The sequence below is a fragment of the Ruegeria atlantica genome (assembly GCF_013032505.1).
In the GTDB taxonomy this organism is placed as follows: Bacteria; Pseudomonadota; Alphaproteobacteria; order Rhodobacterales; family Rhodobacteraceae; genus Ruegeria; species Ruegeria atlantica_F.
On record NZ_WQCG01000002.1, the window covers coordinates 814,738 to 829,739 of the forward strand.

Annotated in this window: 15 protein-coding genes; 11 read left to right on the plus strand and 4 right to left on the minus strand. The window is 52.4% G+C overall.

Annotation, left to right across the window (positions count from 1 at the left end; translation table 11 throughout):
* Positions 1-53: 53 nt before the first annotated feature.
* The 9 genes from guaD to GOW92_RS10760 all read left to right on the plus strand — a co-directional run bounded on the left by guaD (position 54) and on the right by GOW92_RS10760 (position 10,661).
* Entirely contained in the window at positions 54-1,400 is a 1,347-nt protein-coding gene (gene guaD, locus GOW92_RS10725) for a guanine deaminase (RefSeq protein WP_170560575.1), read from the plus strand.
* Between the two features lie 281 nt (positions 1,401-1,681).
* Positions 1,682-1,969: a hypothetical protein gene (locus GOW92_RS24775; protein WP_217356543.1), complete on the plus strand. Its 288-nt coding sequence runs from the start codon at positions 1,682-1,684 to the stop codon at positions 1,967-1,969.
* A 104-nt stretch (positions 1,970-2,073) separates the two neighbouring features.
* Positions 2,074-2,580 (plus strand): PssD/Cps14F family polysaccharide biosynthesis glycosyltransferase, encoded by a 507-nt coding sequence (pssD, locus tag GOW92_RS10730; protein ID WP_170560576.1) that lies wholly within the window; start codon positions 2,074-2,076, stop codon positions 2,578-2,580.
* Positions 2,577-3,041 (plus strand): PssE/Cps14G family polysaccharide biosynthesis glycosyltransferase, encoded by a 465-nt coding sequence (gene pssE / locus GOW92_RS10735; RefSeq protein ID WP_170560577.1) that lies wholly within the window; start codon positions 2,577-2,579, stop codon positions 3,039-3,041. The genes pssD and pssE overlap by 4 nt, the downstream gene beginning before the upstream one ends.
* A gap of 836 nt (positions 3,042-3,877) precedes the next feature.
* Entirely contained in the window at positions 3,878-5,320 is a 1,443-nt protein-coding gene (locus GOW92_RS10740) for a phage head spike fiber domain-containing protein (protein WP_170560578.1), read from the plus strand.
* 581 nt (positions 5,321-5,901) lie between these two features.
* On the plus strand, positions 5,902-7,017 hold the full coding sequence (locus GOW92_RS10745; RefSeq protein WP_170560579.1) for a polysaccharide pyruvyl transferase family protein: 1,116 nt from the start codon (positions 5,902-5,904) through the stop codon (positions 7,015-7,017).
* The gene (locus tag GOW92_RS10750; protein ID WP_170560580.1) at positions 7,014-8,324 is read left to right on the plus strand and encodes a lipopolysaccharide biosynthesis protein; all 1,311 of its coding nucleotides are present in this window, start codon (positions 7,014-7,016) and stop codon (positions 8,322-8,324) included. Before GOW92_RS10745 ends, GOW92_RS10750 begins: the two co-directional genes overlap by 4 nt.
* 88 nt (positions 8,325-8,412) lie before the next feature.
* Positions 8,413-9,387, plus strand: a complete 975-nt coding sequence (locus GOW92_RS10755) for a glycosyltransferase (RefSeq protein ID WP_170560581.1) — start codon at positions 8,413-8,415, stop codon at positions 9,385-9,387.
* A gap of 2 nt (positions 9,388-9,389) precedes the next feature.
* A complete protein-coding gene (locus GOW92_RS10760) occupies positions 9,390-10,661 on the plus strand; it encodes an O-antigen ligase family protein (protein WP_170560582.1) in 1,272 nt (423 codons plus the stop codon).
* Between the two features lie 49 nt (positions 10,662-10,710).
* Here GOW92_RS10760 and GOW92_RS25165 read toward each other — a convergent pair whose 3' ends face one another.
* Together GOW92_RS25165 and GOW92_RS10765 are read right to left on the minus strand one after the other, a co-directional pair.
* Positions 10,711-10,833 (minus strand): hypothetical protein, encoded by a 123-nt coding sequence (locus GOW92_RS25165; RefSeq protein ID WP_302477286.1) that lies wholly within the window; start codon positions 10,831-10,833, stop codon positions 10,711-10,713.
* A 65-nt stretch (positions 10,834-10,898) separates the two neighbouring features.
* Entirely contained in the window at positions 10,899-11,381 is a 483-nt protein-coding gene (locus tag GOW92_RS10765) for a MarR family winged helix-turn-helix transcriptional regulator (protein WP_170560583.1), read from the minus strand.
* A 79-nt stretch (positions 11,382-11,460) separates the two neighbouring features.
* Here GOW92_RS10765 and GOW92_RS10770 point away from each other — a divergent pair, with 79 nt between their 5' ends.
* Together GOW92_RS10770 and GOW92_RS10775 are read left to right on the plus strand one after the other, a co-directional pair.
* Positions 11,461-12,345 carry an EamA family transporter gene (locus tag GOW92_RS10770; RefSeq protein ID WP_170560584.1) on the plus strand — a complete coding sequence of 295 codons (885 nt, stop codon included), beginning with the start codon at positions 11,461-11,463 and terminating at the stop codon, positions 12,343-12,345.
* A 4-nt stretch (positions 12,346-12,349) separates the two neighbouring features.
* Positions 12,350-12,991, plus strand: coding sequence for an NAD(P)-dependent oxidoreductase (locus tag GOW92_RS10775; protein WP_170560585.1), 642 nt, complete (start codon positions 12,350-12,352; stop codon positions 12,989-12,991).
* A 92-nt stretch (positions 12,992-13,083) separates the two neighbouring features.
* Here GOW92_RS10775 and GOW92_RS10780 read toward each other — a convergent pair whose 3' ends face one another.
* Complete coding sequence (locus GOW92_RS10780) at positions 13,084-13,824, minus strand: alpha/beta hydrolase (protein WP_170560586.1); 741 nt, start codon at positions 13,822-13,824, stop codon at positions 13,084-13,086.
* A 230-nt stretch (positions 13,825-14,054) separates the two neighbouring features.
* Positions 14,055-14,975, minus strand: a complete 921-nt coding sequence (locus GOW92_RS10785; protein WP_170560587.1) for a tyrosine-protein phosphatase — start codon at positions 14,973-14,975, stop codon at positions 14,055-14,057.
* Positions 14,976-15,002: the final 27 nt, after the last annotated feature.

The following is a 15,002-nucleotide window of genomic DNA, read 5'->3' on the forward strand; positions in this document are numbered from 1 at the left end:
GGCGGCCGCAAAGCCGCCCCCTAGTTTTCACTCCCCAACATATGAGACCTTCCATGACACAGAGATTGCTTCGCGGTCGTCTGCTGACCTTTCATCGCGAACCCCAGAATGGCGAAGATTCCGGCGCATACACGTATCTCGAAGACGGTGCCCTGCTGATTCAGGACGGGATCATCCAAGATACGGGTCCCTTTACCGAGATCAGCGCGAAAGCCGGGGGCGCGCCGGTGACAGACCATCGCCCCCACCTGATGATGGCGGGTTTCATCGACACGCATATCCACTTCCCACAAGTACAGGTGATCGCTTCATGGGGCGCGCAGCTTTTGGACTGGCTCAACAACTACACCTTCCCGGAAGAAACCCGTTTTGCCTCGGATGCGCACAGTGCGAATATGGCACGGGCGTTCTTCGATCAGCTGGTCACCCACGGCACCACGACCGCCGTGGCCTATTGCTCCGTGCACAAGACGTCGGCGGATGCTTTTTTCACCGAGGCAACCAGACGAAACATGCGCATGCTCGGTGGCAAGGTCCTGATGGACCGCAATGCACCCGAAGGGCTACAGGACACTCCGCAAACCGGGTACGATGACACCAAAGTCCTGATCGCCGACTGGCATGGAAAGGGTCGCAACGGCTATGTCCTCACCCCTCGGTTTGCAATCACGTCCACGCCGGATCAGATGGCAATGACTCAGGCGCTGGCGAAGGAGCATCCGGATTGTCACATCCAGACTCATCTATCAGAAAACAAGGATGAGATCGCCTTTACCAAGCAGCTTTACCCGCAGGCGCGCGACTATCTGGATGTCTACCAGTCTTATGGTTTGCTGGGTCAAAAGACACTGCTAGGACACTCCATTCATCTGGAACCACGTGAGATCGACGCTCTGGCAGAAACTGGCGCGCATCCTGTGTTTTGTCCGACGTCAAACCTGTTCCTTGGAAGCGGCCTTTTTGACCACGGGGGTCTGAACGCGCGCGGTATCTCAAATGGAATTGCAACGGATGTGGGTGCAGGTACCAGCTATTCGATGCTGCAGACGCTCAACGAGGGTTATAAGATCCTGCAATTGCAAGGGCTTGCCCTACATCCGCTGCAGGCCTTCCACTGGGCAACACTCGGAAATGCCTGCGTTCTTGGGATGGAAGACAAAATTGGAAACCTGAAACCCGGAACAGAGGCAGATATCGTCGTCCTGAATGCGCGCAGCACCCCCGCCATGGCATTGCGTATGGACCGCGTTGGAAGTCTTGCAGAGGAATTGTTTGTTTTGCAGATGATGGGAGACGATCGCGCTATTGAGGAAGTATATGTTTCCGGATCACCTAGCAAGATTGCCCCTGACCAAAAAACCAAAACTCAGGATCAACAACAGTATAGCCAACTTGTTTGACTGTTTTCACCGCACTGCCTGCGTCAGACTAAGTTATCGACCGTTTAGTGAAGAACCATCTCTGGAAGAAAGGTTATCCAGGGGATGAGCGTTTCCGGGCCGGAAAGTACGCCAACTAGAACACCAGCCCGCATCGTCTTCCAAAATGGACCGATTCAAACCGGAACATCAAGAAACATAGTTTTGTTGTCCGGCAGGCCTTCGGTCACCATCACTTGCTTCGCGTTGACGGCGCTGAAAGTATTGCTACATGCCGCAGATCTGGAAGTAAGCGCATCCGCGTGACAACCGTCGGTGGCACGCTTCGGGTGCACGTCGATTCGCTTGGTCAGTTCCGGACTAAAATTCTACATCCCTCGGTGCGCCATCAAGCGATCAACCATGACATTACGTTCGGCCAGCAGAGCGACAACGTCTCTGTAAGAAAGCGGATACCGCAGCTATCAACGAATGGCGTAAAATACGATGTCGCCGGGAAAACGGTGTTGTTTGAACGGGGATCTACGCGGCATGCTGAGCCTCAAAAACAACAACTTCACCAAAGGCAAAATCCCCAATTGGGTCACTGAATTGGGGCTGATCATTGCGGCATGCGATGGACACTATCCCTCACTTTGACTAATGACGAAAAAGTTCTGATTAAGATTGAGAAAAGGTCAGGAATTTGAGGCCGGTGAGAAGATTTCTAAAAAAAAAGGAAGATAGTCAGGGCGATCAAGTGTTGTTGGTGTTTGGTGAAGGCGGGCACAGGGAACAAATGGCACGCCTCGTGAAGTTGCTTGAGCTTGATGCCGCATTTTGTACTGCGATTGTAGATCGTTCTGGTATTTCCAATGGCATCGCGTCCGCTGAGCACGTGGTACAACCAATGAGAGAAAAGGAAGCCAAATCGTTCTTTCAATCCGTTTCCTTAGCCTTCAGATCATTGAATCGACTGTTGTATATAGCAGCCACCTCTCAGTGTCGTGTTCTTGTATCAACGGGTCCAGGTATTGCAGTGGTTCCTGCATTGGTTTTCAGACTTAGAGGGCGCAAAGTGATTTACTTGGAGACTTGGAGCCGATTTTCCAGCAGATCGGCCACCGGCAGGTGTATGTACCGGATCGCTAACCTATTCTATGTACAAAATAAATCTCTTTTAGAACTATTCCCCACTGCCGGCTATTCGGGGCGGCTATGAAGTTTGTTACTACCGTTGGAACCACCGCTTTTGATAGCTTGATTGAAAAAGTGGACACACTGTCCGATAAGTTTGGGGAGTTTGAGTTTCTATCTCAAATTGGTCCCGGGACGTACCAGCCACACAATCATCCTTGGGTCACACTAGAAAAAAATTTCTTGTCCCGTCATCGCGATGCCATTCTCATAACGCACTGCGGTGCCGGTACGGTTTACTATTTGCTCGAGGAACGAATTCCCTTCATCGCGGTCCCAAATCTGGAACGCGCAGATACTCATCAAATCGAACTCGCACAGTTTTTGCACCAGAATTCCTATGCACCGGTCTGTTTCGACGTCGAGGATCTTTCAAAGGTATTTCAAAACCGGACATGGGAGACTTTTTCATTTGTACCATATGAGAAAGACAACTTTTTTCGAGCAGATGAGATACGCCAGAAAATATATCAATGGCTGAAATAGAGGAACTCAATTTAAGATTGAATGCCTAATTCTCCTTTCAAAACATAGCCCCAGACCGATCCCTTACTAGTTGATCGAAATTTATGTTCATAAAAGTGAGATTGGCGTCCATCTGTTTTCAGTTAGACTTCCATGAAACTACCAAGGTTAGTTCAAATCCGCGATAATTTCGGTCGGTGTCACAGTTTTTTAGGTTGGAAACCTTAACCAAACAGATGACGATCTCAGTGAGAGCAACTGCTGAAAAGCCATTGGCAAGCATTCATTAGCGCTTGCCTTGGCTGTCACAGGCAACATGCAGTTTGGCGTTCATGCCGCCCTGGGTCTACCAATCAAGCAGTCGAGTCCCCCTTTTTCGCTGCTATGCTGGTCCCGGTGCTGTGTGCCGTCAGGTGGGTCACGTCGATGGTCACGGTCTTTTCCTCGCGAAGCTTGGCAACCAAGCCGACCATCACCTATGCGAAAAAAGGGCACGCGCGGCGTTTCGCTCATCTCGACCCAGGCGGCAATGCATCTGTTGTCAAGCTATGTTGCGTTGTTCCTAACCAAACAGACCTATTGCCTAACAGAAATGCAACGAAGTTCGGAAATCATCTCTGGAACCAAGAAATGAAACCGCACTTCGAGGGCTAACTGCCACGACACCTAGCTAATGCGCGCAACTGTGTGATCCAAATCTCTGATCACGCTGCTCCCTAAGTTTGATGGCAGTGCGGAAACTCCTGCAATGAAATTACAATGCTCAATATGTTGAAAACCTGAAGATATGTCCCGCGCAATAGGCCTTAGCCGGGCGCAACGGGCTTCAATCAACGAAACGCGGCGTCAAACAATGAGTGAAATTAAAATGGGCAGTTACAATGATTAACATAGGTTTCTCCATTCCATCCGTGGCGGTTCGCAGTGCGCGTCGTGGGATTGGTAGCGTGAACCCGTTGGTGTGGTTCGACCCCTCCGATTTGCGCACTCTGTTTCAAGATGGTGCGGGCATCGCACCGGTAACAGGCCCGGGTCAGCGGGTCGGTTTGATGTTGGATAAGTCGGATAGCCTAGTACGCGGGCCGAATGTCGTTACAGACGGAGATTTCAGCGAGAGCGGGACGCATTGGGCAACAAACGGTTCCACTGCCCTGGTTGATAAAGGGGTGCGCATCTATTCACTTGATGGCTCTTACTCAAACGTTGCGCAGGCAAACGTTCTAACGATCGGAAAGTGGTACATCGTCGAATACACCGTGGCGGCATACGGCTTCGGTAGTTTGACTATCAGCGGAATGCCCGGAAACCCTTCATTGCCAGTCACTGTGGGTCGGCACAGTATCCTTCTACAAACGACTGTGGAGTATCTCAGCATCAAACGGCGGTCTGGTCCAGCTGATGTCACTATCGCGGATCTTTCAGTACGTGAAATCGCTGGGCACCATGCCGTGCAAAGCTTAAACACTGGCTACCGACCTACACTCGCGCGGCACCCAGCGAGCGGGATCAGGAACCTGTTGGACAATTCCCCGACCTTCGAAGGGTGGAACGAGAATGCCGGAATTCTATCGGCCAGTACCTTAGTAGCCAAAGAATTTGAGATGGTTAAACTGACCGCAAGGGCAGGACAAAATGGTCTAACATTTGTTGACCTACCCACGACCGCCGAGGAATTTCAGACAGGTACGTTCTCTATTATTGCGGCTGCAGCTGAGTATCCAATCCTTCATTTCACCGGAGGGAGTGGCTTTGCTGCCTCGCGCGGTGCTTTTGAGGTCGATTTGACGACGGGCGCGGTTCTTTCGGGTACGCCAATTGTACAAGACGTCGGTCGGGGATTGTACAGGGTTTCAACCCAACTAAACTGCACCGGTTCGGGTGACAAAAGCCTCCAGATTCAGCCCCGGGAACATATGGGGGTTGATGTAACGGGTGACGGAGTGAAGGGCATCTTCCTTGGGCAGGCACAACTCGAATTGGGCGCCGTAGCAACGCCATACCAGAACCGTCGCAATCGATATGACATCACTGAAACTGGAGAGCGCACGCTCTGGTATCTCTTGGATGATCAGGTTGAAGATAAGTTCGTTACTAGTTTTCCAGATTTAAAATCGGATGCCACGGAGTTTTGGGCAGATGAGACTGGCATTACAATCAAAGGCGCGCAGACTATTGGCGCGGGCGACAGGGTGCTGCCGGGTAGAGCGCGCCTCTACTCCTATGGGATTACCGATCGCCCGTTAACGGCACCGGAAACGGCGCAGCTGCGATGTTCTTTAAGTTTGAAATCGCTGACCTGAGCGTTGCACGCGGATAGAACGCTCTTAACGATCTCGCAGCGGACGAACCGACGGCAATCGCTTGGCGTTGTGCCCGACTCATTTGAGAATGGGCGCAAATTCGAGCGCGGAACGTCATTGACGTCTTCAATTGTAGTTGCTTGGAATCCGTTAAGGGCGTGTGCCGCAGCGAAAACCGGATCGCGGTGCAGTGCCAGGAGCTCTTGCCCTTTTTGATTGCCTCAAACAGCGACATCGGCCTTATCGTCAGCGTGATACCTAAATGACAGCAGGGCTCAAGGTTTATGATGGCACGGCATTGCAACTGCGAAACCTACGCAGAAAGTATTCTTTGGCCAACTTAACTCGGTGGTACCGAAGAAACTGGCTAAAAAAGAAACTGTTTTAAACAGCATTTTTTGCTTTTTCAATGATACGACAGGCAAGTCGTGACGACCTGAATCGGATTTGTGCAAACTGAAAATTTGTGGGCGTTTAAACCAACGTCGAAACCGGAAATTTTGTAAGATAATCGTCTGTCCAAGGGGAACGAAAGCCGTTATATCCCGGCCCTAACAAACTGCTCTTTATGGGGTACCGTCTTGACCGGGCATAGAAAAATTCTTTTGCATGCTTCTTATTTTGCTCCAAATTTTGGCGACGTATTGCTGTGGCGCATCACTTTAAACCTGATAAAAAACTCATTTTCTTCCAGTGACGTATTGCGGGCCAACTTACCCGAAGCAATGCAGAGTGTTTATGACCCAGAAAATGAGACACGTCCTTTGGCGCCAGGAGAGACGCCTGACCTGACAGTCTTTGCAGGAGGTGGCTATTTCTGTCCCCCTGCCAAAGGCCAATTTAAATGGCATATCAGAAACTACTTCAAACGGCACCGCCGCGCCCTAAAAGCTGCCGCAAAGAGTAAGAATGTTATTTTTTTGGGCGTCGGCTTTGGACCCTTAGGAAACGGGATGATTGCCCGCGCGGTACGCGCCATTCCTACTCAGAACGTTTCATTGGCTTTGCTGCGCGATACAGAATCTCTGGAGTATTTTAAGGACTATTGTCAGGCATCGCTCGCAAACACCTGCGATGACTTGGCGTTTTCTCACCTTTCTGCAGAAGCCCAGCAACGCGAGCATATTTCATCCGACGACAATCTGATCGGTGTGCATATGGGAGACGCAGTTGCCGATCCTGAATGTCGGGACCTCTTTATTAAGACTCTGAAAGAGCTAAAAAAACGCAACGACTGGCGGTACCGGATTTTTATCGATTGCGACAATGAAAAAGCACGCGCCAGCATCCCGATTATCAAAGATATTGTCGGGTCAGAATACGAAACGGTTGTTTTCAAAGATAACCTCGACACTTTTTTGGACAGTATAAAGGAGTGTGGTCTTGTGATGACCACCAAATTGCACGTCGGCATTTGCGCTTCGGCAATGGGAGTCCCTGTCTTGTCGACACCTTCACATATCAAAACAGCCCGCTTCTATCGCAAGATTGATCTTGAAGAGGCCATTGTCGTGTCTCCGGAAGTCAGCGCAGAAATAGCGTTCGCTGATCGCTCCAAGCTACTGGCAAGCAAAGCTACACTGACAGCAGCCAGCAATAACTTCGACATAGTAACCAGATTATTGACTAGCGCTGTTTCGGCCGACGCATCACCGCCTTTCAAACCGATATCGGAATTGCATTTATCGGAACAATGAACAGCAAAAAACCGCCACTGCGGCAGGGCATTGGGAACGTCAACGCTCTTGGTCGCGGTATTCTCCGCATGTCATCAGGTGCGATGGGCGCGCGCGTCCTCGGCCTGATCAGCCTCCCCATTTTGACACGGATCTACGCGCCCGAGGACTATGGGATCCTGGCGCTGTGCCTGGCGATCGGCCTGACGGCAGCGCCCGCAGCGGGCTTGGGCTATTACTTAGCGATCCCCATTCCGCGAGCAGAGAAACACGCGTTCGAACTGGCGGCCGTTTCGCTTATCTCGACCATGGTTACCGTCAGTTTATGCCTGCTTGGATTTTTCCTGATCGTCGGAAGTTCAAACCCATTGTTGAGGTTTGAGGCTATAGCAACTGGTAGTCTAGTGATTGCCGTTGTGTGTACCGAACTTCTGACGCTCCTGGCATTGCGTCGCAAGGACTATCACTCGATCGCCACCTCACAGATTGCCAAGGCAGGGGTTGGCGAAGGTACAAAAATCTCGTTGGGTTTTTTAGCTGCAAGTGGTCCCGGGCTGATCTTGGGTCAGCTTTTGGGCTATTGTGCGGGACTTTGGTATATTGGGCGCCTTTCCGGCGCCGGAAGAAATCTACGCGCTGCGCTTCGCTCGCCGATACGGCTCAGGAAAACCATGAAGCGCTACCAGTCATATCTAGTCTACCGAACGCCTGCGCAATTGCTGGCATCTTACGGTGTGCAGGCACCGGTGCTTTTTGTTTCGGCGCTCTACACACCCGCTGCCGCAGGGCAGTTATCCTTGGCTATCATGAGTCTTTCGCTACCGGTTAACTTGATTGGGCAAAGCCTTAGTCGGGTGCTTTATGCCGAGTTGGCTTCTATTCGGCATGATCGCCGTGGCTCGGAAGAGGCGGTTAAGGCAATAAAATATGTCCTGCTGCGCGCTGCCGCCGTTGGCGCGCCCTGTGCCGTGTTTTTGTGGTTTTTTGCCGAGCCCACTTTCGGTTTTGTGTTCGGCGAAGAATGGCGCCTTGCCGGACAACTTTCCTCGGCGCTTTCGGTCTACTTATTTTTCCAGTTCATCACCTATCCCGCAATGGTCATTCTAAATTTCGCAGGCGGTCAAGCGGCCATTCTTAAGATCCATTTGCAGCGCGCCATGGTCAGTTCAGGCTTATTGGCCGGAGGTGCGCTGGCCGGGTTGGGCGTTCTGGAAACGGTCCAGATTTTTGCCTGGGGGCTTGCATTGCACTACGCCATCACGATCGCGGTGATCTGGTTTTGGAGATTGAAGAACAGCTTAAACTCCGGAGATTGGCAGGACGATTGAGAGCAATGATCAGTAACACATTGTTTGCCACCGATTACGCAGCGGTTCACTCGCGGAAAAACCACTCCTCTACTGCAAAGAGGCTTTCATGAAGATCTTGCACGTCACCAATGCCTGGCCTAATGAAAACAACCCGATAAAAGGGATATTTATTCGCGAACAGATCGAAGCGCTACGCGGCTTTGGGGCAGATATTGACGTGGAAGTCATCGATGGATCCAGCGGGAAGTCTGCCTACCTTAAAGCGGTTTCGAAACTGCGTTCGCTCAAGGGGCAGTATGACATCATTCACACGCACCATGTATTGACCGGGCTGATTGCAGTCGCCGCAGGAATTGGCCGCGACAAACACGTTACCTCTTTCCTGAACGGGCGGGGAACCAACATCCTACGTATCCCCACGGGTCTTTCGAAAACTCTTGAACGTTTGCTGTCCAGATGCACTGCAGTGAACATCTTCAAAAACGACAGCTTCACCGACATTCGCCGCCCGCAAGATGTCACGATTGCGAATGCCGTTGATCCCGAGCAGTTTCAGATCGTCGAAGCGGGGCAAGCGCGCCACGTCCTAAGGCTCGAAGGGTCTGCCTTCCGACCTCTTTTCGTCTCGGCCAACAATCTCCACAGACCGGCAAAGCGCCTCGACCGGTTTGAAGAAATTGTTAGCAAACTGCCTGAGCACGGCATCCAATGCGAACCGCTTTACCTAAGCAATGAGCCCAGAGATCGGGTGCCCTACTTTTTCAATGCTGCGGACGCGTTAGTTATCACCTCCGAGCATGAAGGCTCGCCCAACGCCGTGAAGGAGGCCCTAGCGGTTGGCTTGCCAGTGGTATCAACACGTGTTGGTGACGTGCCCATGCAGACCCAGGGTGTGTCGGATAGCATAGTTTTGGATCCATTTGACGTTGATGCCTTTTGCGCGCATATCGCAGACATCGTGCGCAACCCGAAAGCTGATCGGGCACAGCGGCGTGCACAATATCTGGCGCACGCCAATGGGCCAATGGACGCGGCCGAGCGTATTCTGAAGATTTATCGAAACGTATCGGAGTCAGTTTAAGTATGAGTCTCAACAGGGCAGGATTGATAGGTATCATTGCCTTTGCAGGTTCAACAGGACTGCTGCCGTTGGCAGTGGGCGCTTTGTTGCTGTTGCCCGCCCTTGTTGTCAGCTTTGTGAAGATCTTCGAAGGTAGCCTTCGGTTCAACACAAAGTCCCTTACGGCTTTCGTTGCCGCGACGCTTTGGATCGCGATGATCTGGATATCAAGCTTTACAGGCGGGCTGACAGAGTACCATTCTGAGGACTCCTTTCAGTCTGCTTTGCGGTTTACCGGTTCGTTCGTCATTTTTGTGATGGCCTATTCCATGGGACAGCGCGATGTGCCCTTCCTTTTGTTCGGCTTTGTAGTTGTCTCGGCGTTACACGCAGCAATTGCAATTGGGCAGTCTTATCTTGGTCTCGCCGCAAATATCCACGGACAGGACCGCGCCTCTGGTGCGCTGACACCCAATGTGCTGTCAAATCTGCTTGGGTTTGGATTGATTTGTTGGGTTGCTTTGTGGGTCCAACTGATCCCCAACTCGGTCGGTAGGCGAAAACTTGTGGTAACAGGGGTGCTGATTGCCGCAGGAATGGTCGTGGCGGGGACCTTGAAGAACATCGTGGTTCTGGCGGCCATTCTAAGCGCTTATTACGTACTTTCATCCAAGCGTGAGATCGTTCCCAGAGCGATCCTCTTTGTAACGGTTTTGATACTTGCCAGCCCGTTGATTCCGATGTCGGAACGCATCGTGTTGCGCGCACTAGATTCTTTCCGCACTCTTTTCAGTTACTTGGGGTGGGTCCCGTCCTTTTCCTCAACTGTCGAGGCAACCGATTCACTGCTTTGGCGCTATCGGCATTGGGAGTTGCTGATTTCGGATTGGATGCAAAACCATTTCCTAACCGGATCCGGCATCGGGCAAGCCAGAAACATGGCGGGAGTGCGCGCCTTTTACAACGAGGATGCAACTGCACATAGTGATTGGGTGGCGGTAATGGTCGAGGGCGGTGCACTATTCATGCCCATTTGGGCCGGGTGTGTGTTGATCATTTATCTGTGCGTTTTTAGCGCCGTCAAACGCGTAGGCGAGCGTCACTTGTTCATTTTGCTGCTGACATACCTCTATTTCATCATGATTGCTGGGAATGTGGTGTACACAATTCCATTCCTCTACTTTCTCTGGGCGCTAATGGGTGTGCTTCTTGTACCGCAGAACCTCAGCAAAAGAGTTCCATTCCCATCACCAGATATCCATCTGCGAAGTCAATTTCAGCGAGGGACGGAATAGCTTTCTCTAAATTGAGGGCTTTTGCTGGGTCGGAAAACCCCTCCGGATGTCACTTAGGCAGTTCATCTTTCGCCGAGAAATCTGCCGTCAGTGATTTGCGATCCGGCAGCACTTTGCTGGTTGAAATTAAGTAGAGCGGAAGGCCAAATCCGGCACTAAAATTGGTTTTCACAGCACGATCATCGCGACCAATTTGCCAAGGTCAGGACGGATCTGGATTGTGTCGCAAACCGGCTTTTATTCCAATGCGGCAGAAAGCGTTCTGAGGAGTAGGTTGAGCTCGTCCCGTTGCACCTCAGACAAACCGCTCATCAATTGGTGTTGCGTCTTTACGTGATCGCTGACCGCGGCATCAATTCTCGCAAATCCGCTTTTAGTGAGACGAATGAGAAACCCCCGCCCATCTTCTGGGTTTACAACCCGCTCCACCAAGCCTGCTTTGACCAGTTGATCCACCCGGTTGGTCATAGTCCCGGACGTAACCATCGTCAGATCCAACAGCTCGCCCGGGGACAATCCTTCCGGTTTTCCGGATCTCCGCAATGTTGCAAGCACGTCGAAACTGGCGGCGTTTAGACCGTGTAGCTTCCAAGTCTTTTCCATCCCCCTTCGCAAGTCCACAGCAATGCGTGCCAGTCGGCCGATGGCTTCCATCGGTCCGACGTCCAGGTCCGGTCGCGCCTTGTTCCATTGTGCGATGATAAGGTCCACATGATCCATGTCTCATCGGTAATCGGATTTTATCTTGACGTCAAGATTTATCCTATTATCTTGACGTCAAGATAAATGAGGATTCGTCATGAAACACAGTTTCGATGTCGCGCTGACAGCCATCGCACCGCTAATCTGGGGCAGCACCTATTTTGTAACGACAGAGCTCCTGCCAGAAGGCTATCCGATCACAATGGCCGCATTGCGGGCCTTACCAGCCGGACTGTTGCTGCTGTTCCTATCACGCCAGTTACCGCATGGAGTCTGGTGGATCCGTGTTTTCGTGCTCGGCGCGCTCAACTTTACCCTGTTCTGGTCTCTGCTGTTTGTGGCCGCCTACCGGCTGCCCGGCGGCATCGCCGCAACGGTCGGTGCAGTGCAGCCGCTATTCGTGGTTTTTCTCGCGTCGATTTTGTTGGGTTCCAAAATCGGGATCACGGCAATCGTTGCCGCGTTGTTGGGTATTGCCGGTGTCGGCCTTCTGGTGCTTGGCGGTGGCGGAGCACTGGACCCCGTTGGACTGGCTGCCGGGATTGGCGGGGCAGTTTCGATGGGTGCTGGCACGGTATTGACCCGGAAGTGGCAACCGCCGGTCAAACTGCTGACATTTACCGCCTGGCAACTCACAGCAGGAGGGCTGTTGCTATTGCCGCTTGCAATTATGCTCGAGCCGCCATTGCCAGTCCTGAGCGCACGGAATCTCGTCGGGGTATCTTATCTGGGCATAATCGGGGCCGCTCTGACGTACGTCCTGTGGTTCCGCGGTATTGCCCGTATCAATCCGGCGTCTGTCTCGACGCTTGGGTTCCTCAGCCCATTGTCCGCCGTCCTGATCGGTTGGGTTCTATTAGGCCAAAGTCTTACAATTTGGCAGATCGCTGGAGCAGGAATTGTTTTGACTGCCGTTTCGCTGGGGCAAACCTCTTCCCGATCATCCCCTCCTCCCGTCTCAATTCTTGCAACTCAAAGGTAATCCAATGAAAATTATCGTCTTTGGCGCTACAGGCGCAGCCGGATCGCGCATTGTCTCCGAGGCCGTCGCACGCGGTCATCAGGTCTCTGCCGCTGTAAGAAATCAAGAGCGGCTCGCCAAGCTGCCCAACAACGTACAAGGGTACATCGTAAACGTCAGCGACCCATTGGCCGTTGCAGACGCGATGTCGGGTCATGATCTTGCAATTAGTTCTCTTCGGTCCCCAAGTGGTCACGAGGGCAAGGTTGTTTCCCTTACAAAATACATTTTGGAAGGCGCTTATCGGGCAGGTATCCGGATCATCATAGTAGGCGGCGCAGCCTGCCTGCGCCTGCCTGGCGGAAGCCCGCATACAGTTCTTTCCGATCCGGATTTTCTGCCCGAAAGCGTTGTTCCGACCGCGCGTGCCTCGTTCGCGCAGGCCGAGCTGTGCCGCAGCAATGACGACGCGAATTGGACCTATGCCAGCCCTTCAGCGTTGTTGCAGCCAGGCGAACGCCGTGGAACTTACCGGATCGGCGCCGACACCCTTCTGGTCGACGAAGAGGGCAACTCGGAAATATCGATGGAGGATTTCGCTGTCGCATTGCTGGACGAAGCACAGAGCGCGCGGTTCGAACGGGCTTGTTTCACGGCAGGGTATTGAGCGGCCTGACATTTTACTTCCTGCTACAGCGCCCTGCCCTAACTCAGTTCGGCAGGGCGCAATAATTTCATCACCGACAGGTGAACGGCAAGTTATGAACAGGAAGGCTGCGTTTCAGAACTTGCAATCCGATCAAGCTCATCGGCCACCAGCAAAGGTGCAAGAACCATTGCGTCATGACCGGTTGCGATCTGCGTAATTGGCCAGTTTTTCTGCTGAGCCCGAACGAGCGCAAGATTGGCGGGTGGATAAGATGGATCAGCGCATTGGATGTAGTGAACATCCATCCCATCGCCAGCAGGACGGTCAAGCCTCAACGCGGTTGTCATCGTGGCAAATGGATGTGGCGTTAGGCGGTCTTTGATGAACGCAACGTCTTCGTCTTTGATCACACCCATAGCACCTGGTTTCGCAGGCGGCAGGGTGAGTCCACCGCTGCTGGATTGCGCCATGTCTGATCGCGCCTTCGCAATTTCAGGGGCCAAAAGACCCAACCAGGTTTCACCGGATTCAAGGATCGCACCATCAAGGTAGATCAGCTTTGCTATCTTGTTTGCTATCCTGTCAGCGACGCCGGTAACGGTCGCGCCTCCGAAGCTATGGCCAACCAAAACAACATCCTGCAATTGCTCAAAATGCACGTGTTGCACGATATCCTCGACGAATGTTGCCAGCGTGATATCCTTGGTCAGCAAATGGGATCGTTCCCCTACCCCCGTATTGGTCGGTGTTTCCACTCGATATCCCCGTTTTCTCAGGATTTCGGCCACACGCGACCAACACCAACCGCCGTGCCAAAGCCCGTGAACAAGAACAAACGTCTGCGGCTTCATGGAAACTTTACCTTCACTTGGGAACTACCTTCACAAGGTATGCCTCAAAGGCACATTGGCCAAATGGATTCATTGCCGCAATCGAGAGTAACGAATCCAGCCCAGAAGGCCCCGTTGCATGGCTGACTCAACGCGCACAATGACCAAACAACTCACGTCCGACCTTGTCCTTGCAGATCTGGCAGAGGACCGGCGGCCTCAATTTGGTTTTTCTGGGGTTTAAGGGTTTCTCAGTTCTGAACGAGCAGGTTTTGTCTGATCGCCTCGACCTCTTCATCGCTGATACCGAGAATATCGCGACGGTATGCTTCGAAAGAGCCGTGCGCATCTTTGACGGCCTGTATCGACGCCTCGATTTGCTCGGGATGCGCCCCAAAAGCCGGGCGCAAGGAGTGTGGGCCATTTCCAACAAGCTGTTCCAATTCGTCATAGGTAAAGGCATTAGTGGTGAGGTAGTCGCGCAATACATCCTCTTCAGAATAGCCCAAAATCAACATGGTGACTGCGGCCATATATCCCGTTCGGTCCTTTCCTCCGGCGCAATGAAAGAGCAGCGGAAAGTTGTTCGCATCAGTGAGCAGATGCAGGAACCGCGACACCTGCGGATCAAATTTGGTCGCAAAGTCCCTGTAGCGGTCGATCCTGATCTGGCGCAGATCGACATCGTGTTCCGCAAGCAACTGATCGATTTCGTTGAACTTGCCGTCAAACCACATCGGACGGATCTGCGCTGCAATCTCGATGGGCATGATCTTGGCGATATCGGCCGGGTCTGACCCTATGGGCAGATTAACGGTGAAATCCACCGAAGGAATCTGCGCGTTCGGATGTGAATACAACTCTTCTGGGGTCCGCAGATCGACCACCGTCTCAATGCCGAGATCGTTCAATGCTGCGATCGCGGCATCCGACAACTCATCCAACTGGTCGGACCGAAACAACACACCGGGCTTAACCCTCGCATCCGGGGTAGTCAGCTCACGAAAGTTCTCAAGCCCTTCAATTGGATGGCCGACACTTACGTCTTCACACATTGCTGGCAGGGCAATGTCCAAAGCGGTGTCACAAGCAGTTGTTTGCGAGGTCGCTGCGCCGGCGGCAATCGTGCATAAAATTGCCAAAACCAAGCCCAGTGGTGATTGCGATTTCATATCGTGTGTCCTCAAAACAATTATCTG